Annotated in this window: 29 protein-coding genes and 1 pseudogene; 12 read left to right on the forward strand and 18 right to left on the reverse strand. The window is 71.5% G+C overall.

Features of this window, described 5'->3' with window-relative positions; genetic code table 11:
- Positions 1-18: 18 nt before the first annotated feature.
- Complete coding sequence (locus AB0M80_RS30755; protein ID WP_364571919.1) at positions 19-552, reverse strand: hypothetical protein; 534 nt, start codon at positions 550-552, stop codon at positions 19-21.
- Between the two features lie 179 nt (positions 553-731).
- Between AB0M80_RS30755 and AB0M80_RS30760 the strand changes: the two genes are divergently transcribed.
- The 3 genes from AB0M80_RS30760 (at position 732) to AB0M80_RS30770 (ending at position 2562) form a co-directional block, all read left to right on the forward strand.
- The gene (locus AB0M80_RS30760; protein WP_364571921.1) at positions 732-1373 is read left to right on the forward strand and encodes a hypothetical protein; all 642 of its coding nucleotides are present in this window, start codon (positions 732-734) and stop codon (positions 1371-1373) included.
- 70 nt (positions 1374-1443) lie between these two features.
- Positions 1444-1935: a carboxymuconolactone decarboxylase family protein gene (locus tag AB0M80_RS30765; RefSeq protein WP_364571923.1), complete on the forward strand. Its 492-nt coding sequence runs from the start codon at positions 1444-1446 to the stop codon at positions 1933-1935.
- A gap of 72 nt (positions 1936-2007) precedes the next feature.
- On the forward strand, positions 2008-2562 hold the full coding sequence (locus AB0M80_RS30770) for a helix-turn-helix domain-containing protein (protein ID WP_364571925.1): 555 nt from the start codon (positions 2008-2010) through the stop codon (positions 2560-2562).
- Between the two features lie 326 nt (positions 2563-2888).
- Here the strand turns inward: AB0M80_RS30770 and AB0M80_RS30775 are convergent, their stop codons facing one another.
- From AB0M80_RS30775 to AB0M80_RS30790, 4 genes and pseudogenes are all read right to left on the reverse strand, one after another.
- Positions 2889-4346 carry a ricin-type beta-trefoil lectin domain protein gene (locus tag AB0M80_RS30775; protein ID WP_364571927.1) on the reverse strand — a complete coding sequence of 486 codons (1458 nt, stop codon included), beginning with the start codon at positions 4344-4346 and terminating at the stop codon, positions 2889-2891.
- A gap of 182 nt (positions 4347-4528) precedes the next feature.
- Positions 4529-5191 (reverse strand): lytic polysaccharide monooxygenase, encoded by a 663-nt coding sequence (locus tag AB0M80_RS30780; protein ID WP_364571929.1) that lies wholly within the window; start codon positions 5189-5191, stop codon positions 4529-4531.
- Between the two features lie 403 nt (positions 5192-5594).
- Positions 5595-6474, reverse strand: a pseudogene (locus tag AB0M80_RS30785) (sigma factor-like helix-turn-helix DNA-binding protein).
- A gap of 139 nt (positions 6475-6613) precedes the next feature.
- Positions 6614-7504, reverse strand: coding sequence for an aldo/keto reductase family oxidoreductase (locus AB0M80_RS30790; RefSeq protein WP_364571931.1), 891 nt, complete (start codon positions 7502-7504; stop codon positions 6614-6616).
- 94 nt (positions 7505-7598) lie between these two features.
- Here AB0M80_RS30790 and AB0M80_RS30795 point away from each other — a divergent pair, with 94 nt between their 5' ends.
- Positions 7599-8462: a LysR family transcriptional regulator gene (locus AB0M80_RS30795; protein ID WP_364571933.1), complete on the forward strand. Its 864-nt coding sequence runs from the start codon at positions 7599-7601 to the stop codon at positions 8460-8462.
- A 13-nt stretch (positions 8463-8475) separates the two neighbouring features.
- Here the strand turns inward: AB0M80_RS30795 and AB0M80_RS30800 are convergent, their stop codons facing one another.
- Entirely contained in the window at positions 8476-9561 is a 1086-nt protein-coding gene (locus tag AB0M80_RS30800; RefSeq protein WP_364571935.1) for an alcohol dehydrogenase catalytic domain-containing protein, read from the reverse strand.
- Positions 9562-9654: 93 nt separating this feature from the next.
- Here AB0M80_RS30800 and AB0M80_RS30805 point away from each other — a divergent pair, with 93 nt between their 5' ends.
- Complete coding sequence (locus tag AB0M80_RS30805) at positions 9655-10554, forward strand: LysR family transcriptional regulator (protein WP_364571937.1); 900 nt, start codon at positions 9655-9657, stop codon at positions 10552-10554.
- A 72-nt stretch (positions 10555-10626) separates the two neighbouring features.
- Here AB0M80_RS30805 and AB0M80_RS30810 read toward each other — a convergent pair whose 3' ends face one another.
- Positions 10627-12081, reverse strand: coding sequence for a non-reducing end alpha-L-arabinofuranosidase family hydrolase (locus AB0M80_RS30810; protein ID WP_364571939.1), 1455 nt, complete (start codon positions 12079-12081; stop codon positions 10627-10629).
- A 393-nt stretch (positions 12082-12474) separates the two neighbouring features.
- On the reverse strand, positions 12475-13683 hold the full coding sequence (locus AB0M80_RS30815) for an alpha/beta fold hydrolase (RefSeq protein ID WP_364571941.1): 1209 nt from the start codon (positions 13681-13683) through the stop codon (positions 12475-12477).
- 72 nt (positions 13684-13755) lie between these two features.
- On the opposite strand from AB0M80_RS30815, the gene AB0M80_RS30820 reads away from it, so the two are divergent.
- Positions 13756-14355: a helix-turn-helix domain-containing protein gene (locus AB0M80_RS30820; RefSeq protein ID WP_364571943.1), complete on the forward strand. Its 600-nt coding sequence runs from the start codon at positions 13756-13758 to the stop codon at positions 14353-14355.
- On the opposite strand, the gene AB0M80_RS30825 is transcribed toward AB0M80_RS30820, so the two are convergent.
- Positions 14338-14973 (reverse strand): TetR family transcriptional regulator, encoded by a 636-nt coding sequence (locus AB0M80_RS30825; RefSeq protein ID WP_364571944.1) that lies wholly within the window; start codon positions 14971-14973, stop codon positions 14338-14340. The genes AB0M80_RS30820 and AB0M80_RS30825 overlap by 18 nt on opposite strands.
- A 102-nt stretch (positions 14974-15075) precedes the next feature.
- Between AB0M80_RS30825 and AB0M80_RS30830 the strand changes: the two genes are divergently transcribed.
- Together AB0M80_RS30830 and AB0M80_RS30835 are read left to right on the forward strand one after the other, a co-directional pair.
- Positions 15076-16206, forward strand: a complete 1131-nt coding sequence (locus tag AB0M80_RS30830; protein WP_364571946.1) for an NAD(P)/FAD-dependent oxidoreductase — start codon at positions 15076-15078, stop codon at positions 16204-16206.
- Entirely contained in the window at positions 16203-16910 is a 708-nt protein-coding gene (locus AB0M80_RS30835) for a DUF3159 domain-containing protein (RefSeq protein ID WP_364571948.1), read from the forward strand. Before AB0M80_RS30830 ends, AB0M80_RS30835 begins: the two co-directional genes overlap by 4 nt.
- A 63-nt stretch (positions 16911-16973) precedes the next feature.
- On the opposite strand, the gene AB0M80_RS30840 is transcribed toward AB0M80_RS30835, so the two are convergent.
- Positions 16974-17429, reverse strand: a complete 456-nt coding sequence (locus AB0M80_RS30840; protein WP_364571949.1) for a nitroreductase family deazaflavin-dependent oxidoreductase — start codon at positions 17427-17429, stop codon at positions 16974-16976.
- Complete coding sequence (locus AB0M80_RS30845; RefSeq protein ID WP_364571951.1) at positions 17426-17866, reverse strand: VOC family protein; 441 nt, start codon at positions 17864-17866, stop codon at positions 17426-17428. The genes AB0M80_RS30840 and AB0M80_RS30845 overlap by 4 nt, the downstream gene beginning before the upstream one ends.
- A gap of 112 nt (positions 17867-17978) precedes the next feature.
- Between AB0M80_RS30845 and AB0M80_RS30850 the strand changes: the two genes are divergently transcribed.
- Positions 17979-18773, forward strand: a complete 795-nt coding sequence (locus AB0M80_RS30850) for a TetR/AcrR family transcriptional regulator (protein WP_364571953.1) — start codon at positions 17979-17981, stop codon at positions 18771-18773.
- A 54-nt stretch (positions 18774-18827) separates the two neighbouring features.
- Here AB0M80_RS30850 and AB0M80_RS30855 read toward each other — a convergent pair whose 3' ends face one another.
- Genes AB0M80_RS30855 through AB0M80_RS30865 form a run of 3 tightly spaced genes read right to left on the reverse strand, consistent with a single transcriptional unit; the run spans position 18828 to position 19929 of the window.
- Positions 18828-19112, reverse strand: coding sequence for a hypothetical protein (locus tag AB0M80_RS30855; RefSeq protein ID WP_364571955.1), 285 nt, complete (start codon positions 19110-19112; stop codon positions 18828-18830).
- On the reverse strand, positions 19109-19555 hold the full coding sequence (locus AB0M80_RS30860; RefSeq protein WP_364571957.1) for a hypothetical protein: 447 nt from the start codon (positions 19553-19555) through the stop codon (positions 19109-19111). Before AB0M80_RS30860 ends, AB0M80_RS30855 begins: the two co-directional genes overlap by 4 nt.
- The gene (locus tag AB0M80_RS30865) at positions 19552-19929 is read right to left on the reverse strand and encodes a hypothetical protein (RefSeq protein ID WP_364571959.1); all 378 of its coding nucleotides are present in this window, start codon (positions 19927-19929) and stop codon (positions 19552-19554) included. Before AB0M80_RS30865 ends, AB0M80_RS30860 begins: the two co-directional genes overlap by 4 nt.
- A gap of 124 nt (positions 19930-20053) precedes the next feature.
- On the opposite strand from AB0M80_RS30865, the gene AB0M80_RS30870 reads away from it, so the two are divergent.
- Both AB0M80_RS30870 and AB0M80_RS30875 read left to right on the forward strand, forming a co-directional pair.
- Positions 20054-21001 carry a helix-turn-helix domain-containing protein gene (locus AB0M80_RS30870; RefSeq protein WP_364571961.1) on the forward strand — a complete coding sequence of 316 codons (948 nt, stop codon included), beginning with the start codon at positions 20054-20056 and terminating at the stop codon, positions 20999-21001.
- A 53-nt stretch (positions 21002-21054) separates the two neighbouring features.
- On the forward strand, positions 21055-21903 hold the full coding sequence (locus AB0M80_RS30875) for a hypothetical protein (RefSeq protein ID WP_364571963.1): 849 nt from the start codon (positions 21055-21057) through the stop codon (positions 21901-21903).
- Between the two features lie 16 nt (positions 21904-21919).
- Here AB0M80_RS30875 and AB0M80_RS30880 read toward each other — a convergent pair whose 3' ends face one another.
- From AB0M80_RS30880 to AB0M80_RS30890, 3 genes are all read right to left on the reverse strand, one after another.
- Positions 21920-22321, reverse strand: a complete 402-nt coding sequence (locus AB0M80_RS30880) for an HPF/RaiA family ribosome-associated protein (RefSeq protein WP_364571965.1) — start codon at positions 22319-22321, stop codon at positions 21920-21922.
- 332 nt (positions 22322-22653) lie between these two features.
- A complete protein-coding gene (locus AB0M80_RS30885; protein ID WP_364571967.1) occupies positions 22654-23454 on the reverse strand; it encodes an alpha/beta hydrolase in 801 nt (266 codons plus the stop codon).
- A 51-nt stretch (positions 23455-23505) separates the two neighbouring features.
- Positions 23506-23814 (reverse strand): hypothetical protein, encoded by a 309-nt coding sequence (locus tag AB0M80_RS30890; protein ID WP_364571969.1) that lies wholly within the window; start codon positions 23812-23814, stop codon positions 23506-23508.
- A gap of 181 nt (positions 23815-23995) precedes the next feature.
- On the opposite strand from AB0M80_RS30890, the gene AB0M80_RS30895 reads away from it, so the two are divergent.
- Entirely contained in the window at positions 23996-25171 is a 1176-nt protein-coding gene (locus AB0M80_RS30895; protein WP_364571971.1) for a serine hydrolase domain-containing protein, read from the forward strand.
- 132 nt (positions 25172-25303) lie between these two features.
- On the opposite strand, the gene AB0M80_RS30900 is transcribed toward AB0M80_RS30895, so the two are convergent.
- The gene (locus AB0M80_RS30900; RefSeq protein WP_364571973.1) at positions 25304-26320 is read right to left on the reverse strand and encodes a hypothetical protein; all 1017 of its coding nucleotides are present in this window, start codon (positions 26318-26320) and stop codon (positions 25304-25306) included.
- Positions 26321-26331: the final 11 nt, after the last annotated feature.

Genomic DNA, 26331 nt, shown 5'->3' on the forward strand with positions numbered 1-26331 from the left:
AGTGATGGTACAGCCCGCTCACCAGTAGCACTGGGTGGTCATGTCGTCGAGCCGGATGAACCGGGACGAGCCGTTCGCCCCGACGATCGCCTTGACGAACACCGGGTTGACGCCGTTGAGGTTCCACCGGGCGGTGTTGACCGCCTGGTACGCGCCGCTGCCGTTGAGCCACGGGTAGGTGCTGTACAGCAGGTGCGCGTTGGCGTCCCAGATCTCGATGCCGACCTGGGCCCCGCCGGCGGTCTGCATGGAGAACTGCGAAGCGCACTGGGCGTTGCGCGGCACCGAGTTCGTGGGCACCCAGAAGCCCTCGAACGCCCAGCCGTTGGTGGCGAACAGCCAGCCGTTGTTCCGCCCGGAGCGGGCGGTCCCGGCCCCGACGTCGAACCCGGCCGAGGCCGAACCGCCGGTCGCCACCAGCCACGAGCTCTGCGGGTTGACCTCGAACCCGTCCTGCACCTGCGACAAGGAGGCATGGGCCACCCCGGCCGTGCCGGCCATCAGCGCGGCGGACACCACGGCGGCGACGGTGACGCCACCCAACCTGCGCACGAGCCGGCTTCTGCTTCCGGAAAACGTTGCGAACATGTCGGTCCCTTCCTCGATCCGTAGCACCTTCGCCCCACTGAGCACGGCGGGACGGGCGGTGATACACCGCGGTTGCGTCGGTAACGACCGGGGTGACCGAGGAGATGATCCGAGGATGGGTTCCGCCTGCCGCGGAGGACGAGATGAGCTCCGACGATCCGCCCCACCTGATGGCCCTGCCGGGCCCCGCCGCCCGGGGGACCGCTGAACTCCGGCGCTGCATGACCGAACTGCTCGAGCTGGTCGGCACCCACCTGCCCGCGAGGACGGTCGACGCCGGCTCGGACGAGGAGGAGCAACGGGGCGCCCTGCGGGTGGCTCTGGGCTATCGGTACTCCGACTACCCGGCCGAGCTGCCGGAGCCGTTCTTCGGTGCCCTCGTGCGTGCCGCCGTCCGCGACCCGGATCCGAGCCTCAACCGGCAGTTCGTCGAGCCGCTGCGTGCGGCGTTCGGTGCGCGCCGGACGCAGGAAGCACTCCTCGAAATCCTCACCGCCGGCTCGGATCCGGAACGCGCCGGAGCGGCCCGCGCCTGGTACTGGGCCACGCTGGAGACGTTCGAAGACCTCCAAGACCGCTGGAACCGCGCCGCACTGCGCGAATTCGTGGCCCACGACGATCTCGACGTGCGCCGGTGCGTGCTGCCCGGCCTCTCGCTCGACCCGGCCGGCTACCCCGCCGAACTGCAGCCGCTGGTCGCCGAGGCCGTGCGCATCGCGCGGACCCACTCCGACGGCTACCTGCGGCACCGGGTGGAACTCCAGGTGGCCGACCCGAACGGGTAACTGTCACAAGCTTCGGCCCACCGGTGTCTCTAGGTCGTTCCCGCCCGACGACCCCAGTGAGGACGCAGACATGGAACCCCGCATCGACCTGTTCACCACCGAGACCGGCTCCCGGCTCGGCAAGCGGTTCGCCAACCTGGGGCAGGTCATCGACCGGTCGCCGCTGCCGAAGACCACCCGGGAGCTGGTCAACCTGCGGGTCAGCCAGATCAACGGGTGCGGCTGGTGCCTCGACATGCACGCCAAGGAGGCCGCGGCGGCCGGGGAGACGGCGGTCCGGCTCGCCCTCGTCGCCGCGTGGCGCGAGGCGACGGTGTTCACCGAGGCCGAGCGGGCCGCGCTCGCACTGGCCGAGGAGGGCACCCGCCTCGCCGACGCCGCCGACGGCGTGTCCGACGAGACCTGGGGCCGCGTGCGCGAGCACTACGACGACGAGCAACTCGCCGCCTTGGTCGCCTTGGTGGCCCTGATCAACGCGGCCAACCGGCTCGCCGTGATCGTGCACCAGAAGGGCGGTTCCTACGAGCCCGGGATGTTCGCCGCCTTCGCCGAACGCGGCTGAGCCGGCGCTCCAGCGCCTCACTGCTGTGGCGGTTAGCGCTGCGAAGGCGACAGTGCGGGGTACGTTGAGGGCGTGAGAGCCGACGCCGCCCGCAACCTCGAACTGCTGCTGACGACGGGTGCCCGCATGCTCGCCGACGACCCCGCGACGAGCATCGCGGCGATCGCGGCGGAGGCCGGCGTGGACCGCCGGACGGTTTACCGCCGCTTCGCGGGCCGCGACGAGCTGCTGGCGGCGGTGTACCAGGCCCGGCTGGACGCGATCGAGGCGGCGATCGAGACCGCCCGGCTCCGGGAGGCGCCGGTGCCGGTGGCCCTACACCGGTACGTCGAGGGGATCGTCGGGGTGAACCGCACCTGGCCGACCGAGGTGAGCAGGATGCGCACCGACCCGGAGATCTGGGCGCGCCGCCTGCGCGCGGTCGACGAAGTCGAGCTGTTCCTCCAGCGGGCCACCGACGAAGGGTTCCTCCGGCCGGGCCTGCCCGCCCGCTGGCCGGGCAACGTGCTGGGGCAGCTGGTGCACCTCTCCACGCGGGAACTCCCCGAGCTGAGCGACGCACAGGCCGCCGACGTCATCGTCGACACGTTCCTGCGTGCCTTCGGTCGAGGAGCCGAGACCGGCTAGCCGCCGGCTCGCTCCCGGGGCGTTCGTGCCGGTCTCGGCCGGGTTGACGCGCCTGCGCCCCGCACCACACCCGAGCGGGACGGCGATGGGCGGACATCCGGCGAGGGGCGCAGGAAGGGGCTTCCCCGGCCGGGCGAGGACCGCAGCCCGTCCGCTGGGCGACCGCAGCCCCGCCTGCTGGGCGACCGCAGCCCCGCTGGCTGGGCGACCGCAGCCGGCCCGCCGGGCGGCGACCGCAGCCCCCCGGCTGGGCGACCGCAGCCCCGCCGGGCGGGGACCGCAGCCCCGCCGGGCGGCGACCGCAGCCCCGCCCGGCCGGGGCGGACTCAGCCGGCGGCGACGATGCGCCACCGCTGGTTGGCGCTGCCGCTGTCGCCGTACTGGCCGAGATCGGCACCGCTGCCGGTGCGGCCCATGCCGTCGAGGTACTCCCCGGTGGTGCCGTTCCTGATGCGGACGTTGTCGGCGTCGGTCACGACCGACCACTGCTGGTTGCCGCTGCTGCTGCCGGCGTACTGGCTCACGGCGGCGCCGTTGGTGGTGCGGCCCGCGCCGTCCAGGTAGAGGCCGGTGGCGCGGTTCTTGATGCGCACGCGGTTGCCGGAGTTCTCGATGACCCACTGCTGGTCGTAGCGGCCGGGGTCGCTGCCGGCCTGGCCGGCGCTGGCGCCGCCCGAGGTCCGGCCCATGCCGTCGACGGACAGGCCGGTGGCGGCGTTGACGATCCGGACGTAGGTGCCGCCCCCGTTGCCGGAGCCCCATGCGTACTGCAGCCGGGCCAGCCCGGTGGGGTTCGACAGCGTCAGCTTGGTACCGGAGCCGGTTCCGGTCCTGGTGGTCAGGCTGTACCAGTCGCCGTCGCGCAGGCCCGGCCAGTACACGCTGCCCACGCCGAGGCTTCGCAGCTTCGCGCTGACGCCCCGGATGTAGTCGGCGAAGAACGATCCGCTCGGGATGCTGTAGTCGATGGTGTTGTAGTGGACGCCGTTCTTGCTGCCGGGCGACATCGGGCCGCCCCACTCGGTGACGACGGTCCGGTCCGCGTAGGCGCCGATGTAGCCGCCGATGTGGTCGGCCCACTCGGTTTCGCTCTCGTAGCCCGCGAAGAACGAGTAGTCGTGGGCCGCCAGCAGCGTCCCGTCGAGCCGGCGGTCGCCGCCGACCGCGGGCACGTTCTGGGCGAGGCCGGCCCCGTCGAGGATGACCCGGCCGCGCGGCACGCCGGGGTAGCGCCCGAGCCAGGTGTTGTAGAAGTTGTTCAGGTCGCCGGTGCCGTAGCCGTGCGGCTCGTTGATGACCTCGAAGTAGGCGTTCGGGTTGCTGCCGTACTTCGCGATCACCTTGTCCCACATTTGCTCGAACCGGGCCGTGTCCGTCGGCTTGCCGCCGGTGTACGCCCAGTAGGCCAGGATCACTTTGCCCTTGGTGAGCGCGGTGTCGATCGCCCCGGTGTAGGTGCCCCAGTAGTCGGAGACCGTCGGCTCGTTGATGGGCAGCCGGACCGTGTCGGCCCCGGTGATCGAGTACAGCTGACCGACCACCTGGTTCGCCGTGGCGGCGGCCGTGCTGTAGGTGTCCGTGGAACTGAGCCCGGACACGTACAGCACGCCGTTGACGAAGTTGTCCCTCGTGTCGGCCCAGTTGACGCCCTTGATCCCGGCGGTGGACGCCTGGGCCTGCGGCGGGCCGGCGGTCAGCAGCCCGCCGGCGAGCGCGAACAGCGCCAAGAGCCTGAGCGCCTTGGACAGCGCCCTGCGGAGTACGGAGTGGTTCGGCGATCTCATCGGCTCGTTCCTTCCGGATCAGCACCCTTGCGCAGCCGAATGTTCGAGACACTGGTTAACAGAATCCGGGGGGAAGCGGCCAGAGTTCCGAAGCGAAACGCTCAAGATCGGTCAGAGAAGAACACGGCGGTGCCGCATTGAACAGAAGCGTTCTGTTCAATGCGGCACCGCCGGAATCGACGTCAACCGAAGTTCACGTCACTGCACCACATGTAGGTCTGGTCCTGGTGCGAAGCCTGCCAGATCGTGAACACGACGTGGTGTCCCCGGTAGCTGCCGTTGGTCTGGACGTTGAAGGTGATGTCCTTCGCCGGGGCGTAGCGGCCGGTCTGCGTGATCTGGTCGAGGTTGCCCCAGCCCAGGCGCTGCGTGGTGGGGTCGTACCCGTTCTTGCTGACGTACACGCGGATGTAGTCGGCGCCGTGGCTCGCCTGGTCGTACAGGTGCATCGAGAAACTGCTGCCGATGCTGGTCGTCCGCCACGCGCCGGGGGTGTTCAGGGAGTTGTTGCGCGAGAGGCCGTTGCTGCAGAGCTGCCCGTCGGGCGTCGAGCCCTGGAAGTTGCCGTGCAGCCCGTCCCGCAGCGCGCTCATCCAGTTCCACATGGTGTCGGCGTTGGCCTGGAAAGCCTGCCAGCACATGGGATCCTGCTGTTGCATGGCGGGGTTGGTGTGCTGGCTGCCCCAGTCGCTCCAGCACTGGTAGGCGCGGGTCGGGGGGCTGACGATGGTCCCGTGCGCCGAAGCGGCCGGGACTCCGACGAACAGGCAAGCCAGCCCGGCGATGACCAGGGCGACGAAGCCCCGTCGTCTGGTGTCGGACCCGGAGATGCTGCGCGAACGCATGAATGAGCCTCCATTCTCGGATGATCGAGCGGTGGTGGTCCATGTGGGAGCGCTCCCAGGGTAGGCAGCAGCTTATACTTCACCCGGCCAAACTTCAACCAAACGCCGGGAAAGTGGTGGGGTTATTCCCCACGGCGAAAGTTTCGGTGTGCACGCTACTGAAGGAAAGCGGTGTCGCCGGCGCGCATGCGGATGACCCGGCCGTCGCGGCCGACGCCGAGGCCCGCGCTACCGGCGCTGCGCGAGCCGCACCCAGCCGTCCACAGTAGACAGTTTCCGGACGAGCCGGCGCCGGCGTGCAGCAGAGCTGAGTATGGGGAGAGGCTGATCGGCGTGGTGGTGACTCGCCGAGGTCGTCCAGCGCAAGCCGAACGCAGGCCGGGCGTGTGGCATCCGAAGGTGGTCAGCCCAGCTCGGCCGCCTTGTGCAGCAGCACCGAGCGTTCGCGCTGGTTGGTGCACAGCCGGGCCGCCAGCTCCAGCTCGGCGCGGGCCTCCGGACGCCGGCCGAGCCGGGCCAGCAGCTCGCCGCGCACGGTCGGGGCCAGGTGGGAACCGGGGAGGCGGTCCAAGGCGATCAGCTCGTCCACGATGGCCAGGGCCTGCGCCGGACCCGAGGCCATGGCCACGGCGACCGCCCGGTTGAGCTCGACCACCGGCGACGGCGCGACCCGGCCCAGTGCCTCGTAGAGCACCACGATCCGGTCCCAGTCGGTCGCCTCGACCGAGGGTGCCGACGCGTGGGCGGCGGCGATCGCGCTCCCGGCGCTCGCCCGCCGAGGGCAGTTCGAACGGCACCCCGGCCGCCGCGATCGTCTTCTTGCCCCGGGTGATGCGGGCTTGCACGGTCGGCACGGGGACGAGGAACGCGCGGGCGATCTCCTCGCTGGACAGGCCGCCGACCACGCGCAGGGTCAGCGCCACCCGGGCTTCGCGGGAAAGCACCGGGTGACAGCTGATGAACATCAGCGCCAGCACGTCGTCGTCGATCCGGTCGGGATCGACCTCTCCCGGGTCGGGTTCCCCGTCGGCCGCCAGCACGGCGTAGCGGTCCTGGAGGGCGGCCCGGCGGCGGATCGCGTCGATCGCGCGCCGCGGGGCCGTGACCATCAGCCAGCCGGCCGGATTGGCCGGAGCGGCCGCCGGCCACGACACCAGCGCCTCGGCCACCGCCTCCTGGGCGGCGTCCTCGGCCAGCCCGAAATCGCCGGTGAACCGGGTCAGCGCGGCCACGATCCGCGCCGACTCGATCCGCCAGACGGCCTCGACATCGGCGGTCCCCATCAGAGCCGGCCCTCGTTCCCGGTCCGTCGCCCGACGATCACTGCCCGGCCTGCGGAACCTCGTCGCTGCCGGGCACCCGCCGGACCTCGACCTTGGCCCCGGGGGCGGCCGGGACCCGCTTGGCGGCCCCGGAAGAATCTCAGCCGGCGGCGCCTCGCTCCACCCCGATCCCGTCCAGTTCGGCCAGGTCGTCGCCGGAGAGCGGAATTCCCGCGCCCGCAACGTTCTCGGTCAGGTGCGCCACCGACGAGGTGCCGGGGATGAGCAGGATGTTCGGCGATCGCCGCAGCAGCCAGGCCAGTGCGACCGACATCGGTGTCGTGTCCAGCCGCGAGGCGACCGCCGACAGTGCCGAGGACTGCAGCGGGCTGAACCCGCCGAGCGGGAAGAACGGCACGTACGCGATGCCTTGGCCGGCGAGCTCGTCGATCAGCGGGTCGTCGTGGCGGTGGGCGAGGTTGTACATGTTCTGCACGCACACGATCGGCGCGATCGCCTGTGCTTCGGCGACCTGCTCCGGGGTGGCGTTGGAAACGCCGAGGTGCCGGATCAAGCCCTGGCGCTGGAGTTCGACGAGGGTGCCGAACGCCTCGGCGAGCGAGCCGGGCTGCGGCCCCCGGGCGTCGCCGAGGCGGAGGTTGACCAGGTCGAGCCGGTCGAGGCCAAGGGTTTCCAGGTTCTCGTGGACGGCGCGGCGCAGCTGCTCGGGCCGCCGGGCCGGGGGCCAGCCACCCTGCTCGTCGCGGTGCGAGCCGACCTTGGTCACGATGTGCAGCGAGGCGGGGTAGGGGTGCAGCGCCTCGCGGATCAGCTCGTTGGTGACGCGCGGGCCGTAGGCGCCGGAGGTGTCGATGTGGGTGATGCCGAGGTCGACGGCCGTGCGCAGGACGGCGAGCGCGCCGTCGCGGTCGGCGGGCGGCCCCATGACGCCGGGGCCGGCCAGCTGCATGGCGCCGTAGCCGAACCGGGTGACGGTCAGCTCGCCCAGTGACCAGGTGCCGCCGGGCAGGGAAACAGTGTTCGTGCTCATGCCGTCGATCTTCGTTCGCGGCCGGGTGAGGCGGCCAACACCGATCCGGTGCGCTGTGATACTCGGGAGGTATCACCGGGAGCTATGCTGTGGCGTGGACACCTTGGAGACCCGCGAGCTGCGGTACTTCGTCGCCGTCGCCGAGGAACTGCACTTCGGCCGGGCCGCCGAACGCCTCGGCATCGCCCAGCCGCCGTTGTCCCGGGCGATCCAGCAGCTCGAGCGGCGCCTCGGCGTCGCCCTGCTGGAGCGCAATCGCCGCGGCGTTTCGCTGACCGGCGCCGGGGAGATCCTGCTGCAGGAGGGCCGCGCGGCGCTCGACGCGACGACCGCCGCCGTCCGGCGCACCCGCCGCGCCGGGGGCGCCGGCCGTCCGGGCGGTCCCCGCGACCGGGTGGTCCTGGCGGTGAAAGCCGGCGCGTTCCACGAACTGCTGAACAAGCTCCTCGACGCCCACGCGGCCGAGCCCGGCGCCGCCGAGATCGAAGTCCTGCCGAGCGGCATGTGCGAACAGGAAGCGATGCTGCGTGACGGTCGCGCCGACGTGGCGCTCATGCACACGCCGTTCAACTCCCTCGCCGGGTTCGACAGCGTCGCACTGGTGACGGAGGGGCAGGTGGCGATCCTGCCCGCGAGTCACCCCCTGGCGACGCGCAAGTCGTTGTCCCTGGCCGAAATCTCGGACGTCCCCGAGCTTCCGCTCGCCCGCTGGCCCCGCCACGACACCTACCCACCCGGCCCGGGGCCCGAGGTCCACGACCAGACGCAGCTGGCCCAGCTGATCGCCCTCGGCCGCACCACGGCGGTCTTCCCCGAGTCCGCCCGCACGTGGCTGTGGGACGAGCACGCCGCCGTCCCCCTGAGCGACGCCCCGCCGGTCACCACCCACATCGTCTGGCCCGCGCACAGCCGCTCCCGCGTTCTGGCCGGGCTGATCGAGACGGCCTCACGGCTGTGACTGCGTTGACGGTCTAGGCCTCGGGCGTCAGGACGGTGCGGTCGAAGGGCCCACCGTGGGCGGCTGCGTGGGCGATCGCGTCGTTGACCCGGTCGAGGCCGAACCGGGTGACGCGTTCGGGGTCGAGGTCCAGGGCACCCGTCGCGATGAGCCGGATCATGCCGACGTTCGCCGCGCGCGGGTACATCCACTGGCCGCGTACGGTCACCGAGTTGCGCATGATCCAGGGGTAGGGCAGGGCCAGATCCGCGCCGCCGAGCATGCCGACGCCGCCCATCAGCACGACCCGCCCGTACTCGCGCACGGTCATGGCGGCCGCACGGGCCGCCGAGCTGGGGGCCTGGGGCGGCAGGAGATCGAGCACCAGGTCGATCGGGCCGCCGGCGGCTGCGGCCATCGTCGCGCGGTCGGTGTCTTCGTCCCCGCTGAGCCCGACCGGGCTCACCCGTGGGCCGAACCGGTCGGCGAGCAGGTCGAGAACGGCCCGGTTGCGGCCCGGAGCCACCACGTGCCCGGCACCCATGGCGAGCGCGACGGCCACCGCGCTGCTGCCGAGGTTGCCGGTCGCCCCGCTGATCAGCACCGTCTCCCCGGCCGCGAGCCGGCCGGCCAGCAGCCCGCCGTACGGGATGGTGTGCACGCCCAGCGCGGACCAGCGCGCGGGATCGGCTGCCGCTCCGGCGGGCAGGCGGTACACGTTCTCGGTCGGGACCCGCATGAGTTCGGCGAACGGTCCGTCGTGCAGGTACCGGGCCAGCCGGGCGCCGCCCTCGCCGCGGGAGCTCCAGCCCTGCAGCGTGATGTCGGGGGTCAGGGCGTCGTCGCGGGCGCGGACCGTCGGGTCGCACCACACCAGGTCGCCCACCTGCAGCTTGGTCGCGTCCGGTCCCACGCGTGCCACCCGGCCGATGCCACCGACCCCCGGCACGACCGGGGGTTCCAGCGGATAGCGCCGTGCACCGCTGAACACCTCGGCCGCGTACGGGGGCACACCGGTCGCGAGGACCTCGACCAGTACCTCGCCGGTGCCGGCTTCCGGGGCGGGTACGTCCTGGACCGTCAGCGGGGAGCCGAACGCGGTGAGTATCGCTGCACGCATGGGAAAGCCCTTCTGTCTCCTCCTTCGGCACGCTAGGGCGAGCCGGGGCATGCGAGAAGCGCTGATCTCGCATCTGTGCTATGCGTGGTCGGCATGGACGTGTCGAGCACGAGCCTCCGGGTGCTTTGCCAGATCGCCGAGTCGGGCAGCTTCACCGCGGCCGCCGCCCAGCTGGGCTACACGCAGTCCGCGGTCTCGCGCCAGGCGGTCGCCCTCGAACGCAGCGCCGGTGCCACCCTGTTCGAGCGGCGGGCCGACGGGGTCCGGCTCACCCAGCCCGGACTGACGCTGCTGCGCCACGCCCGGACGATCCTGGCGTCGGTCGAAGCGGCCGAACGCGAGCTGATCGGTGAGGCTCCCCGTACGCAGCTGGTGCGGCTCGGGTCGGTCCCCAGCGCCGGGCCGGTGCTCCTGCCCGCCGCGCTCGCCCGGCTCGCCAGGACGGCGCCCGGGGTCCGGGTCACCACCCGCGAAGGCACCACACCCGGCTTGGCGCGGGCGTTGCGCACCGGTTCGATCGACGTCGCCGTCCTCACCTCTCGGCCACCGCACCGGCCGCCGGACGGCGAGTCGCCACGCCTGCACGTCACCACCGTCGAGGACACCGAACTCCTCGTGGCGGTGCCGGCCACGGGCACGTTCGCGGGCCGCACCTCCGTGCACGTCGACGAACTGGTCGACGCACCCTGGATCGCCGGCCCCTCGTCGAGTGCGGAGCCGCTGCTGGGGGTCTGGCCGGGCTTGCCGGGGCGGGCGCGCATCATCCACCACGCGCGCGACTGGCTCACGAAACTGCACCTGGTCGCCGGTGGCTTCGGTGTCACCACGATCCCGGAACGCTTTTCGCCGGTCGTCCCGCCCGGCGTGATTTCCCTGCGGGTCCAGGGCGCACCACCGGAGATCCGCCGGGTCCTCGTGGCCCGGCTCCCCGGGACCGCCACGCCGGCGATCACCGCGGTCACCCGGGCGATCACCTCGGCCGGACGGCCGTGACGTCTCCCGGTACAGGAGGAACCCCAGCCGGCGGGCGGCTGGGGTTCCTTCCCCGAAGGGGATACCGGTCGGTTAGCGCTGCAGCGTCAGGACACCCGGCCGCCACGGCAGCTGGTCGTACGGACCGCTGGCGTTGGGGGCCTTGCCCTGGTAGAGGAACTGCAGGTTGCAGGGATCGATGGTCTTGGTCTGGTCGGGGTTGTTGCGGACCAGGTCACCGTGGCTGATGTCGTTGGTCCAGCCGGCCCCGCTGTTGGCCTTGCCGGCGAAGGGGTTGCTTTCGCTGGCCGCCTGCGGGGTCCACGAGCCGCTCAGGCTGTTCGAGGTGAACGAACGGAAGTAGCGCCCGTTCGCGCCCATCGCCTCGACGATCATCAGGTACTGGTTCTGGCCTTGGACCTTGTAGACCTCGACCGCCTCGAACAAGTTGGCCTGCGTGTCGCTCATGATCGTGGTGTAGTTCGAGCCGAAGCTGCCCGGGAAGTTCCCGATCGGCATGCTGGCCCGGTAGATCTTCCCGTTGTCACCGGCGAAGAACAGGTACATGTTCGAGCCGTCGGCGATCAGGGTCTGGTCGATCGGGCCGGTGCCGGAGCCGGAGATGCTGCCCGTGAACAGCGGCTGCGGCGAGGACCAGCCGTTGGGGTTGGTGGGGTCGCTGGACGTGCGGTAGATGAACGGCCAGGCGCCCCACTGGTACGCGAGCACCCAGATGTTCTTCGGCGCGAAGTAGAGCAGCGTGGGGGCCACCGTGCCCTGGTTCATCCCGGTCTGGCCGGCCGAAGCCATGTCGGACCAGTTGGTGAAGGGGGTGAAGGCCATCGAGCCGTACGACGATCCGGAGACGTTCGACGCGTAGACGAGGTGCTTGCCGTTGTAGACGACGTTGGTGAAGTCCTTCAGCGAAACCCACCCGTTCTTGGGCTGCGCCAGCGCACCCGTCGACGACCAGCGGTACGTCGAGGGCAGGGAGCAGTTGCTCCCGGGGGTGGTGGTCGTCGGCGTGGTCGGCGTGGTGGACAGGCCCGTCCACTTCTGGTTGGTGCCGCCGTGGCACGTCCAGATCGTCACCGCGGTGCCGTTGGCGGTACCGGCCCCGCTGACGTCCAGGCAGAGCCCGGACTGGACGCCGGTGATCGTGCCGTCGGAGTTCACCCGCCACTGCTGGTTCGCCCCGCCGTGACAGGTCCAGATCTGCACCCGGGTACCGGCGGTGGTCGCGCTGCCGGGCACGTCCAGGCACTTGTTGCCGTACACCGTCAGCAGGCCGGCGGTCGTCGACGTCCACTGCTGGCTGGTACCGCCCGAGCAGTCGTAGATCTGCAGGTAGGCGCCGTCGGCCTGGCTGGCGTTCTGGACGTCCAGGCACCGGCCCGAACCGGCACCGTGCAGTGCGCCGGTGACGTCGGCGAGGGCCGGGTTGGCCCCCAGTGTCACCCCCAGGATCACCGCCGCCGCGAACGTCACCGCGGCGGCGAGCAGAGCGATCAGGGATCGGCTCCGGTGGCTGTTGCTTCCTCTGTTCATCACGACCTTCTCCCAGTCAGCTTCAGGTCCACTTCGTCGTGTTCCCGCCGTGGCTCGGCCGGATCGGCAGTCCCGTGAGCGAGACGACTGTTACCGCTAACATGCGTGGCGTCAGCCTGAACTGATGAGCGAAGAGTGTCAATCCACGCGCCCGGCCACCCGGGCCCCGGACGCCGGGCCGGGCGGCTTGGCCACCTCAAAGGCACGGATTCGATCCACAAAGGACACCGGGGTCGTGAAAGTTACACGGCCGCGGGAGCGGGGCGCGCCGCACGCCCGGCCGTTTCGGGCGGGATCAGTGGCCGGGAGGCCGGCTGGGCCGCTACCCGGCGTAGCAGGATTCGGTCACGCGGAGCATGGTCCGGGCCTCGGCGGGATCGTGGATGTGCCGGGTCAGAGAAGGGACGGGTCGGCGAGGGCTCGGGTGGTGACGTCGGGGACGTAGGCGCCCAGCGCGGCGATGAGGGCCCGGATGGCCCTGCGGGTTTCCGAGGCGAGCGGAGCGGTGCGGGCCACGTCGAGTTCGTTGGCGATGGTGATCAGGGCGAAGTCGGTGAGGTCGTCGGCAGCCAGGGAGACGATCTCGCCGGTGAAGCGGTTCGTGAGGGGGAGCGGTGTCGTGCCGAGGTGGGCGTAGGTCTTGCTCCGGTCGCAGGCGCCGTAGAGGTGGACCAGGGCCTCGGCGTCATCGCCGATGGCCGCTCGCAGGCGGGCGCGCCGGTCCGGCGGCAGCAGCGGGTGCGGGAAGCCGTCGGTGCCGTAGGCGGCGTGGCAGAGCGCGGCGAGGCGTGCGCGCCGGCTCCCACCCCAGCCGGCCACCTGCTCGTGCACGCGCCGGAGGTGGTCGAGGAGGGTGCCGCCGGGGTGATCGACCTGCCGCGCGCCGAGATCGCGCAGGAGCGCGAGCGCCGGCCACTCGCTGGTGACGGCGGCGACGGTTTCGGCCAGCGCCACCGGTTGGTCCCGGGCGACGAGGTGCCCGGCACCGGGGATGCCGGTCACCGTTGCGTGCGGAACCAGGCGCAGCAACCGGTCGGCATCGCCGTCGGTGACGGGCGACCCGTGGCCGCCGCGGACCAGCAGGACGGGGAGGTCGAGCCGGGCGGTGATCTGCCGCAGGTGGGGAACCCGGGCGAGGATGTCGTCGACGAGCTCGGCGTGGGCCTCGAGCACGCCGCCGGCGGCGAGGAAGCGGCGGACCCGGTCCGGATCCAGGCCGGGCACGACGTCCACCAGCACGAGGCCCGCCACCCGGGCCCGAACCGCCGGATCACCGAGGGCGGCGATGGCGGCGAGCCCGCCCAGCGAGGCACCGACGACCACGCATCCCGGCGGTTCGGCCTGGAGCATGGCGGCGACGTCGTCCGCGCAGGGCACGAGCGCCCGCGGCGAGCCGTCGCTGTCACCGTGACCGCGTTGATCGAAGGCCACGCACCGGAACCCGGCCTCGACGAGGACCTCGATGACCGGCGTCCAGACCCGGCGCCGCTCGCCACCGGCGTGGAGCAGCAGGACGGTCGGTCCGACGCCGGCCTCCTGTCCGCGAAGGACCGCGTCCGGGCGCGCGATGCGCCGTGCTCGAGTGCCGGTGAGCTCGATCATGGCGGCCGCGCCTCTCTACCTTGGGTAGTCAAGGTAAACCCTACCTTGAGGTGTCAAGGTAGGGTGGGGGACATGACGTCTCCGCGGGTACGCCGTCCTCCCGACGAAGCTCGGCGCCTGATCCTGGACGCCGCCGAGCGGCTCCTGGCCGAGGGGGGCGTCGCCGCCGTCCAGGTCCGGGTCATCGCCACCCTCGTCGGCATGACCGACGCCGGGATCAACCACCACTTCGGCACCCGCGACCGCCTCCTGGAAGCGCTGTTGCGGCACGGTGGCCGGAAGATCCGCGCAGGAGTGGCGGAAGTGCTGGACGCCTGGCTCGACCGCGGCGCCGATCTCGGTGAGCTGGTCGAGGCCCTGGCTGCGTTCTACCGCCGTGGCTACGGCGAACTGGCCGTGGCGCTGCACGCCGCCGGGTGGCGGGATCGGGGATCGGGCATGCTCGCCCCGGTCGTCGACGCGCTGCACGCACTGCGAGCCGACGCGGCCGACGTCCCGATCGAGGACACCCGGCTCGCCGTCGCCGCTCTCCACCAGGCCCTCGCCACCGAGTCCCGCTACGGTTCCGCGTTCCGGCGCAGCGCCGGCCTCACCGGCCGAGCGTCCACGTCCTCCGGCCCGCAGCTCCGCTGGTGGACCACTCACCTGGCCCGGTCACTCGGCCTCTCTTAGCTCCCGGACGTCGACGTGCCGGGTCCCGCCGGTCAGGCAGTGCTGCACGAGCGGGCCGAACGTGGCGACCAGCTCGTCGACCGAGGACGACGCGATCGGCTCGATGCGCGCGATGTACCGGGCGACCGCGAGACCCAGGATCTGGACGTTGACCATGGCCGCCCGGAGCGCGGCGTCCGGCGTGCCGAGCAGGGCCGCGAGCCGGCCGGTGATCTCCCGGTCGATGAATTCGCGCAGGAGCGCCTCGGACCGCGGGTCGGTGGGCGCCGATCTGGTCAGCATCACCAGTGGCATGTGGTCGGACTTGTCGAGGTTTTCCACCAGCGTGCGGACGATGCGCGCCCCGATGGTGTCGAGGTCACCGGCGAAGATCGCCTCGATGGCCTGCGGGACGTTGCCGGACATGTCGGTCACGGCGCTGAACAGGCCTTGTTTGGTGCCGAAGAAGTAGAACACCATCGCCGGGTCGACCCCGGCCGCGGTGGCGATCGCGCGCACGGTCGTGCTGCCGTAGCCCTGCTGGTGGAACAGCTCGCGGGCGACCTGCAGGATCCGCTGCTTGCTCTCCGCGCCGGAGCGCCAGCGGCCGGGGCGGCGGCTGTCGTCGTGTTCTGCCATGACCACCGAACCCTAACACCGCTTTCTTCACCGGCTGGTGGAGTTTTGCCCGAACGCGCCGTACGGTGTTCTTCATCGGGCGATGAAGAATGGGGTGGCGGGATGAGGGTGGTCGTGATCGGCGCCGGCTTGGGCGGGTTGACCCTCGCGCACGGGTTGCGCCGGGCGGGGATCGACGTCGTGGTGTACGAACGGGACGCCGCGCTGGGGCGTCCGCAGGGGGTCAGCCTGCACGTCGACGACCGCGGGGCGTCGGCGTTGCGCGCGTGCCTGCCCCCGGCGCACGTCGCGATGGTGGAGGCCACCACGGGAGGGCCGCGCGAGCAGACCCTGGCTCTGTCCGAAGTGGACGGTGAGCTGGCCGTCACGGGCACGCTGCCGTCCGGCGGCGTGGCGGGCCGGGCGCGACCGGGCCGGCAGGTCCACCGGCCGCTGCTGAAGGCGGTGTTGCTGACGGAACTGGACGACGTGGTCCGCTTCGGCGCGGAGTTCACCCGGTTCGAACGGGGCACCGACGGCACGGTCCGGGTCCGGTTCGCCGACGGCCGCACGGACACCGCGGACGTACTGGTCGGTGCCGACGGAGTCGGTTCGGTGGTCCGCCGCCGGTACCTGCCGGACGTGCGGGTGGTGGACACGGGCCGCCGGATGATCATGGGTGCCACTCCGTTGCGTGCCGTGCTCGGTACCGGGCTGCCCGGCCTGATCGGCAACAGCGCCGCCGGCGCACACGTGCGGGGCACGACGATGGCGCTGGGCGTGCTGCGGTTCACCGAACCTCCCGAAGTCGCGCGGCGGCGGTGGCTGCCGGCCCTGCGCCACGGCGCGGTCGCCGGGATCGACGACTACGTGATGTGGGCTTTGCCCGTCACGCAGGAGCGGCTCGGTTCGGCCGCGGTGTGGTGCCGGGCCGGGGAGCTGACCGTCGATCTGCCCTCGGCCCTGCGGTCGGTTGTCGCCGAGGCGTGGCCGGAGGTCACGGTCGCGCTGCGCATCGGGGTGATCCCGCCGATGCCGGCCTGGCCCGCCAGCCCGGTGACGCTCATCGGCGACGCCATCCACCTCGCCCCGGGCTTCGGCGGCAACCTGGCGATGCAGGACGCGCGCCACCTCTGCGAGGCACTGGCGGCGGCGCACCGTGGCCGGCTCGGCCTGCTCGACGCGATCGGCGCCTACGAGGACACGATGCGCCGCAGCAATTCCCCTTCTGCCGGCGCGAAGGCGAGCACATGAGTCTCGCCATGCTGACGCGGAGGTCGCTGTCGTTGTTCGGCGCGGTGGGCGGTTGGCGCACGGTCGCCGAAGGCGTCGCGTCGCGGGCGCTGTTCCTGGCCGCGTACCTGGTGACCGGGCAGGTGCCGGCGTCCGCGCTGGTGGCGGTCGGTGGCGTGGTGCTGTTGGCCGTGGTGCGGCTGTGCACCGGCGGCAAGGTCTGGCAGCCGGCGCTCGGGTTGCTCGTGGTCGGGGCGTCCGCGTTGCTGGCCGGAACGACCGGGCGCGCGGTCGATTTCTACCTGACCGCCGTCCTGTTGCAAGCGATCGGCGGGGTGCTGTTCCTGGTTTCCCTGCTGGTGCGCCGGCCGATCATCGGGCTGGTGATGGGCGCCGTGCGCGGCGAACGCCTGACCTGGCGACGCGACCGCCGGCAGCGGCGGCGGTATGACGTGTGCACGGCGATATTCCTGGCGAAGTTCGCCATCGGCACGGCGGTACTGCTGCCGCTGTACTCGGCCGGGGCGGTGGTCCCGCTCGGCATCGCCGCCACGTTGCTGGGAGGTGCACCAGCGGCCGGCGTTTGCGTTTACCTGTGCTGGAAAATCCTGCGCAACGACCCGCAGCACTGCGCTGCGGATCGCCGGATGCCGACGCCCGGCGGCCCACCGGACCGCCGGGCGGCCGGACGAATGGGCGCCCGGGGGCGGGACCTGTCCGACTGAACGACCGGATTCCGACCGGCACCAACGAGTTCGGCCGGCACGTTCCTCGTTCGCCGCCAAGGGCTATTGCCGGCCGGTGGGGTGCAGCCGGACCACTGGGATGTCCCGGGACGTCGAGCGCCGGTACCCGTCGTAGGGTGCGAACGTCTCCACCAGGCCTGGCCACACCCGGGTTTTGTCTTCGCCGGACAGCGTGCGGGCGCGGGCGGTGAACCGATCCGGTCCTACCCGCACCCGCACGTCCGGGTTCTCCGTGATGCTGTGGTACCACAGCGGATGGCTCTCGGCGCCGCCGTTGGACGCGACGATCAGGTACGACTCGCCGTCGCGGCGGTAGATCAGCACCGTGCGGTGCCAGTGGCCGCTGCGTCGGCCCCGGTAGTCCAGCAGCAGACACGGCGCACCGTGCACCGTGGTCCATTTCGTGCCCCCGGACTCCTCGTACCGCCGTGCCTGCCGGGCGACCCACCCGACCGGGCTGATCGTCACCACCTCATCGACCGCGTCCGGCCGGCTCACCGGTCGCCGAACCAGCTCGCCTGAACCGCCTCCAGGCCGGCAGCGGGGTCCCAGTCCTTGATGGGCTCGGAGAACTCCCACTGGTAGCCGAACGGATCGAGGCACTCGAAGACGCGGTCGCCCCATGCCTCGTCCATCGGCTCCGAGGTGATCGTGCACCCGGATGTCCGGCAGTACTCGTAGCTCGTGGCGAGATCGTCCACGCCGAGGCCGATGGCCACCCCGAGGCCGCGCGGCCCGGTCTGGGTCCGGCGTTCCCGTTCGCTGTCGGGGAAGGGCATGCCCACCAGGGCGTCGACGATCAGTTGCACGTCCCCGCGGCTGAGGATCGTCATCACGGGCCGGCCGTCGGGGCCGGGCACGCTGCCGACCTCGTCGAATCCGAACCCCCGGTAGAACTGTGCGGCGGCGACCACGTCACCGACCCGCAGTCCCACCCGAAACGCTGCTGCTACCACGTCGTCTCCCGCCAGTCTCTGCGATCATATTCGAGTACGTCGTACGCGAACTCTATTCGGGTACGGTACACGCAAATGAGGGAGGGTGTCCATGACCGACGCGTCCACCGGCCCCGGTGACCCGGCACGCACGCTCGAGCTGCTGTGGGACACGCGGGAACGTTCCGGTCTCGGCCGCAAACCCGGCCTCCGCCTCGACCAGGTCGTGTCGGCCGCGATCGAAGTCGCCGACGCGGACGGGCCGGACAGCCTGTCGATGCGGCGGGTGGCCGACCAGCTCGGCGTGGGCACGATGACGCTGTACCGGTACGTGCCCGGCAAGGCGGTGCTGTTCGACATCATGGTCGACCGGGTCAGCGCCGAAGTCCGTTACGACGTCGACAGCGGCGGTGCCGGCTGGCGGTTCCGCCTGGAACAGGTCGCCCGGGTCAACCGTGCCCTGTTCGAGCGGCACCCCTGGCTGTTGACGCACCTTCCCGGGCGGCCTCCCCTGGGGCCTGGTGTCATCGCCAAGTACGACGCCGAACTCCGCGCCGTCGAGGGAATCGGACTGACCGACGTCGAGATGGACTCCGCACTGACCCTCGTCCTGGGGTATGTCCGCGACGCGACCGCGAGCCTCCTCGAGTGGAAGAAACGGTCCGAGGCCGACGGGCAGAGCGACAACGAGTGGTGGAGCACGCTCGCTCCCCACCTGGACCGGGTACTCGACCGGGAGCGCTACGCCGTGGCCGTGCGCGTCGGCACCACCGCAACCACCCACTACGACGGCGTGCACGACGCAGAGCACGCGTTCGAGTTCGGCCTCCAGCGCATCCTCGACGGCATCGCCTCGTTCGTGCACGGCAAAAAGCCGCACTCCGTCCGGCCGGACCCCGACCGGTGAAGCTGGTGCTGCACCGGCCTCGGATTTCACGGACGGCCGGGCCCGGTAGTGGCCTTACCCAGAGCCCGTTTTCGGGCTGCCCGGTGCGGGGCGGGGGCCGACGGCGCGCGCGGCCAGCAGCCCGCCGATCCCGGGGACGAGCGCGCGCAGCCAGACCTGGCTCCGGCCGTTCGCCAGGAGTATCGCCGTGATGATCGTGGCCGTGTAGGCCAACCCGTGCACGGGGCCGAGGACGCCGGAGATCGTCCGGTGGTGGACGGTGACCAGGTTGAGCAGCAGGAGCGCCAGGGTGGTGAGTTCGGCCGTGCCGAGGACGTGCAGGGCGCGGCGCGGGCTCATCGCCCGGCTCCGGTCGTCGAGCCGGGCCGGACGATCATGAGGACGACCACCACCGCCCACAGCAGGTTGAAGAGCCCGGTGGACATCGCCAGGCGCCGGTCCGGGATGCCGGTGCCGAGCACCCGTTGCTGCCCCGGCAGGACCAGACCGGCCAGCAGGACGGCCGCGACCGCGGTCAGCACCATCGAGACGATCAGCCAGGCGTCGCCGAGCACGCCGAGGGCGGCCCCGGTGGCGACGCCGAAGACCGGCACGAAGATGCCGATGACCGCGTAGACGCGCGTGATCCGGTTCAGCACGCCGGGAACGGCGTTCTTGCGCGGGTCGTCCGGCGCCAGGTGGGCGACGCGCGCCGTGGCCGGGAACATGCTCGCGGCGACCGCGACCGGCCCGATGGCGAGGATCGCGGCCAGGACGTGCACGGACAGCAGGAAAGCCTTCACGCGCCCGCCCGTTCTCCGGTGACGGCGGTGCGGGGGAGGCGTCCCGCGCGGGAGTGGCCGGCCTCGCGCAGCAGCGGGGCCGCGGCGCTCGCCGCGAACCGGGAGAGCAGCACGGGGATGGTGTCGACCTCGTCCGGGTCGCCGTCGACGGGGCCGGCCGCGCCGGGCACCACGACGTACCCGGGCGCGGCCGGATCCAGGGCCGCGGTGGCGGTGAGCGTGATGCCGGAGACGACGTCCCGGGGCCCTTCGGCGGACACGAACTCGACGTCGAGCGCGCCGCCCAGGAAGTCGCGCCCGGCGGACAGGACCTCGTGCGGCGCGACGGCGTCGAGGGGGTCGAAGAGCACGAACCGGGCTCGCGGGTGGGGCATGGGTGGTCCTTTCGCGGGTGGTGATCACCAGCCATGCTGCGCACTCCCGGCGTCACCGGCAATTGGCTATCCGGTCAAAAGGCACCTGGATCTCGCCAGGGCCTCTCTGCGGTACTTTTGGCCCATGTACACGGTTGTCGTGCTCGCCTTGGACGACGTGATCGCGTTCGATCTGGCCACGCCGGTCGAGACCCTCGGGCGCGTCCGGCTGCCGGACGGGCGCCCGGGCTACCGGATCGTCGTGGCCGGCCCGGAGCCGATGGTCGACGCCGGCCCGCTGCGCATCGGCGTCGGCGCGGGGCTGGACGAGGTGGGCCGGGCGGACCTGGTCGTCGTCCCGGGCCGCAACGACCCCGCCCGGCCGACGCCGCCCGCGGTCGGGGAAGCCCTGCGTGCGGCGGTGGCCAGGGGCACGCGGGTGGCGTCGATCTGCGTCGGCGCCTTCACCCTCGCCGAGGCCGGCCTGCTCGACGGGCAGCGGGCGACCACGCACTGGCTCGCCACCGACGAGCTCGCCCGCCGTCACCCGGCCGTCCACGTCGACGCGGACGCGCTGTTCATCGACAACGGGCAGATCCTGACGTCGGCGGGCGCGTCGGCGGGCCTCGACATGTGCCTGCACATCGTCGAGCGCGACTACGGCGTCGCGGTCGCCGCCGACGCGGCCCGCCTGGCCGTCGCGCCCCTCCAGCGCACCGGCGGGCAGGGCCAGTTCATCCTCCGCAACCGCCCGACCTACCGGACCGCGACGCTGGAGAAGGCCCTGATCTGGATCGAGGAGAACGCCCACCGCCCGCTGACCCTCGCGGACATCGCGACCGCGGCCGGCATGAGCACCCGCACCCTCGCCCGGCACTTCCACGCCGAGACCGGGCAGAGCCCGATCCAGTGGCTCACCGGCGTCCGCGTCCGGCACGCCCAGGAGCTCCTCGAGGTCACCGACCACACCGTCGACCGCATCGCCGCGCAGGTCGGGTTTCCGTCGCCGAGCAACTTCCGCACCCAGTTCACCCAGACCGTGGGGGTCAACCCGGCTGCGTACCGGAAGACCTTCCGGCCGGCACGACGGTGAGTGGCGGCGGCCGAAAGCCCCCTGTCATACCGACCGGATGGTATGTTGACCCGGTGATCGAAGCGGCGCGCCGGACCTGGCGATTCCTCGAGCCATACCACGGAATGATCTACTTCGCCCCGGAAGCCGCGGCCAAGTACGAGGAACTCGGCCTCACCGGCCGCGCCGGCTACTTCGCGTCGAGGTCGGCGGCCCTCGGCGCGGTCCCGGCGCCGGTCGTGGTCGCGACCTTCTACAACTTCAACCCGGTTCTCGTCGGGGAGTCGATCACCACGGCCTGGTCCACGACGGACCCGGCCGCTGTCCTCACCGCCCGCTACGAAGCGGCCGACCTGGCCCTGCGCGGCATCCTGGGCGACGCGATCAGCTCACCCGAGATGCGCCGAGCCGCCGCGCTCCTCCGCGCAGCCGCCGAGTCGGTCACCGGCGATGTCACCGGCCGCCCTCTCTTCGCCGCCCATGCGGCCCTCCCGTGGCCGGCCGAGCCCCACCTGGTGCTGTGGCACGCCCAGACCCTGCTCCGGGAGTACCGCGGCGACGCCCACGTGGCCGCCCTGCTGACGGCCGGCCTGGGCGGCATCGAGGCCCTCGTCACCCACGCCGCCTCCGGTGCGGTCCCCGCCGAAACCCTGCGCACGTCCCGGGCGTGGTCCGAGGACGACTGGAACGGGGCCATCGCCGACCTCCGCGAGCGAGACTGGCTCACCGGCGACGCCACCCTGACGTTCACGCCCACCGGCGCGGCCCGCCGAGCGGAAGTCGAGAAGGCGACCGACGAGAACAGCGTCACCCCCTACGCGCACATCGGCGAGCCCGCCTGCGCCGAGTTGCAAGCGCTGGTGCGTCCGTTCAGCCAAGCGCTCGCCGGGAAACTCATGCCGTGGGCGCTCGCGAGGCAGTAGTGGGCACTGGCATCGATCAGTCGTCCTGAGCAGCCCGAGGCTCGTCCTCGAGCACGCCGACCTGCTCCGGGTCCTCCGGAGGGGGCATGTGCCGGATGCTCTCGCTGCCCTTGTGGTCGTGGGCGCGGGTGTACCGGGAATCCAGCACCCGCCCCAATTTCTGCGCCGCCCCGGCATACGCGTCGTCCACAGTGGTCGCGTGGTGGGTGACCGCGACCGGTTGTTTGCCGCCGGGCCGCGCCTCGATCACGCACTTCTTGTCGTCCGGTTTCCCGCCCCCGTCCTCGCTGAGGTGCACCTCCACCCGGGTCAGCCATCCGCCGAACCGGGACAGGCTGTTTTCCAGGTCGGTGGTCACATAGGCGGCCAGACCTTCGCCACCGTGGATGTTGTGGTCGGTGTTGACCTGGATCTGCACGAGCACCCTCCAAAACGGGACAGCGATGATCTCCGTCAGTACCCACGGCGACGGCCGGCTCAAACCCCGGCAGCAAGGAGGTGTGGGATGGTCGGAGGGTGACGAGAAGTGCTGCGGAATTCGACCGCTGGTACGCGGACCGGCTCGAATCGCCGGTCGCCGACAAACTCGTGCCGCGCGTCGCCGACGACGAATGGTTCGTCGGATGTGCGAGGTGCCTGCTTTGCGGGTATCCCATCGCGGCGATCCGCTCAGGCCGGCTTATCCGCCGGGCGACTCCACCACCAGGATCGGCTGTAGGGATCGGCAGGGTCCTCCCGATCCTCGAGCGGTCAGGTGAGGGTGTCCAGGAAGTCTTTGACGGCGGCGCCGAAGCCCTGGGGGTCGGTGGTGTGGACGAAGTGGTCGCCGTCGAGTTCGGCGAGGTGGGTGTTGGCGCGGCGGGCGACGGTCTCCCGGCCTTCCTCGGGTGTGATGACCTGGCTGTTGCGAGCCAGCACGAACAGGGCGGGGCAGTCGGTGGCGGTCCAGTCGGCCCAGTGGTCGCCGTGCGTTCCCTGCTCTGAGGCGATGGTGTCTTGCGGGTGGAACGGCAGGCGCCAGCCTCCGTCGGCGGTGGGGCGCAGCTGGTCGCCGAGCATCGGGGCCAGCGGGCCGACGGCGTCCAGGAGTTTCTGCTGGTCGGAAGCTGTGTAGGGCAGTGACAGCACGAACGACAGTGCGCTGGGACCGTCGTCGAGATCGCAGACCGGGCCCTCAACGTTGACGATCGCCGACACGCGGTGCGGGTTCCGGGCGGCGATCTGGAAGGCGGTGATGCCGCCGCCGGAGTGTCCCAGCGTCACGGCCTGCTCGATCCCCAGGTGGTCCAGGAGGGCGATCGCGTCGGCCACGTAGTCCTCGCGGGTGTAGGAGACGGCCCGGTCGGAATCGCCGTGCCCGCGCTGGTCGGGCGCGATGACCCGCCACTGCGGCGCCAGCGCCAGGGCCAGCTGCGCCCACGTCTGGCCCTCGTAGAGGTGGCCGTGCAGGGCCAGCAGCGGGCGGCCGGGCCCACCGAAGTCCAGGTAGGACAGGCGACGGCCGTCGATGTCGAGTTCACCGCGGGTTCCGGTGACGCTGGTGCCGTTCATGATCGAACCTCCGTCAGGTATCTGTCTCGATGAACAGCACTCTGTTCGTGCCTACTGACCATCGGCGCACCAGCCGCTGACGTCCACTGGCTTCGGCCGCCTCTTCACCCGGTCCGTCGACGACCTGACGTTGTCCACGAGGCTGACGAAGTCCGGGTCGATTTCGTCCTCCGGGCCGCCGCTGGTCATGGGTTCCGCGAGGCGTCGGCTCCTCAGAATGCTTTCCCATTCCACGAGGGTGGACCAGATGTCGAAGTGGCCGTAGGTCGCCGACTCGAAGCTGCCACCAGGTCCGCGCTCCATGACACCGGCCGCGGCGGTGTCGTCCGGAGCAACGAAGAACTCGATGATCGAACTCACGCGGCGATTATGGACCTGTCGCGGCAGAAGAGCGCGTTTCACCTTGTCGGCGCGCAGAACAAGAGGGCGCGGCCGCAACCGGGCGGGCGCTACCCTGGGGTCAACCGTCGGGGATGATCTCCGGGCCGGCCCCGGGGTTGTCCCGGATGGCAGGGGTTATCCCACGCGGCAGGCTTTCACCATGAAGCCTCGCGATTCCACCGGATTACGCCGCGCCATGGGTCTCGCCTGCGGGACCCTGCTGCTCGCCACCACCCTCGCCCCCGCAGCCTCGGCCTCCACCCTGCCGCCACTGAACCCCGCTGCGATGCGCACGGCCATTGCCGGGCTGCCCAACGATGAGGCCAGCGGCGCCCTGGTCCAGGTGCGCGGCTCGGCCGGCACGTGGGTGGGCACCTCAGGCGTCGCCGACATCCACTCCGGCCGGCCGGTGCCGGCGGCCGGCCGCTTCCGGATCGGCAGCATGACCAAGACGTTCACCGCGACCGCCGTGCTGCAACTGGCGGCCCGGGGCCGGCTCGACCTGAACCGCACCGTGCAGAGCTACCTGCCCGACGTACTGCCCGCCGGCTACGCGCCGATCACCATCCGCCAACTGCTCAACTACACCGCCGGAATCCCCGGGATCAGGATCGACCACAAGGACCCGACCTGGTTCCTGGCCCATCGGTTCGACACCTGGACCCCACGCCAGCTGATCGACCTGGCTACCGCCGGCCGGCCGATGACGTTCGCCCCCGGCACCAAGCAGGACTACGGCAACATCACCTACCTCGTCCTCGGCATGGTCATCGAGAAGGTGACCGGCCGCCCGTACGGCGCGTCGATCCGCGAGGGGATCATCCAGCCGCTGCAACTGTCCGCCACCTCGGTACCGGGCACCGACATCGAGATCCGTGGCCCGCACGCCCATGGGTACGAAGCGGTCACCACCGGTGGACACACCGACTACGTCGACATCACCCAGGCCAACCCCACCTTCCAGTGGGCCGCGGCGGAAATGATCTCCAACGCCCCCGACCTCGACCGGTTCCTCACCGCACTGGTGTCCGGCCGGCTGCTGCCGCCGGCGCAGACCGCCGAGCTCTTCGCGATCCCGGACGTCGCCGACTACGACGGTGACGACGACCCCGGCAACGACGTACCGGCGCACATCGGCGGCGGGCTCGCCCGGATGACCATCGGCCAGGTTGTGTTCTGGGGCAAAACCGGCGACCGGCCCGGGTACGCCAGCGGCATGGGCACCACCTTGGACCGGTCCCGCCGCTTGGTCTACTCGGTGAACACCCTGCACATGGGTGGGGACATACCGCAGACCGCGCAGCGCATCATCATGGCCGCGGCCAACGTGAGCTGAACCAACGTCCCGCCGTGAACACCACGGTGTCCTCACGTTCGATGCTCGGTCGCCGGCAACGACCGTGATCCAGTTGTCGATCGCGTTTCACGCGTGACGCGGCAATCGTGGCGTTACGCCGGTCCGCCGGCGTCATGTCAGAGGTTCCGGGCCAGTGCTGTGGCTGACCGATGCCGGTTCCGCCTCGCTCAGCCGTCGGCGGATGCCGTAGCCGGCCGCGGCCATCGCCAAGGCGAAGGCCCACAAGGGCCACAGCAGCATCGGCAGCGCGACCAGCGGCCAATCGGTCACCGCGGCGAGGCCCGAGTCGCCCGTGGCGAACGTCAGCAGGAGGTCCTTGGCGGTGGTCGCCACCATCACCGCGACCACCAGCCCGGGCACCACCGCCAGCCGGATGGGAACGCGCCTGCCGCGCAAGAGGGGGATCCAACGGGGGAATATTTCGCCCCAGGGCCGGATCAGCCCGCTGGTGAGCCAGGCACCCGCGGCGGCCGACACGGCCAGACCGAGACCCGCCCACAGGATCGGTTCGCCGAAGCCGAACATGTCGAACCCCGGCACGCAGAAGAACATCAGCACGCGGGTGAGCGCGTAGAGCGCCGGTGCCTCTATCGCGATCTTCGTCCAGAACCGGGTCCGCGCCTTCGCCCGGGCGAGCCGCTGCGCCCGATCGGCCGGCGTCGGCGCCGGTCCCGTGTCGCCGAGCCCGAGGCGCACCCGCCCGGCGACGACCGTTCCGAACGCGGCCACGGTGAGCAGAAGGGTCACCTGCAGCGCCAGGCCCGGGGACAGCAGGGCCGACAGATTCACCTGGTCGGCACCCAGGACCGAACCGATCACGATGGCGGGGAGGTAGCCGGCGAGGATCAGGCCGGAGCCGTCCATCAGCATCAGCAACGCGACGATCGACGCACCGGCCACCCAGGCCACCGCGGTCGTCGCTCGGCGGCTGGCGAGGAGCCACAGCGCTCCGGCCAGTGCGATGACGGCGCAGCCGGCGAAGATTCCGTTGGTCCAGCCGTCCGGGTAGGCCGACAGGGCCGAGCTGATCTTCCGGTCGGGACGGTCCAGCGGATTCGGTACGTCCCACACCAGCCAGTACACACCCAGCACGCTCAACGCGAAGCTCGCCGCGGCAGCTGCCGTCACCGGAAGCCGCG

The sequence above is a fragment of the Amycolatopsis sp. NPDC051045 genome (assembly GCF_040682955.1).
Lineage (GTDB): Bacteria > Actinomycetota > Actinomycetes > Mycobacteriales > Pseudonocardiaceae > Amycolatopsis.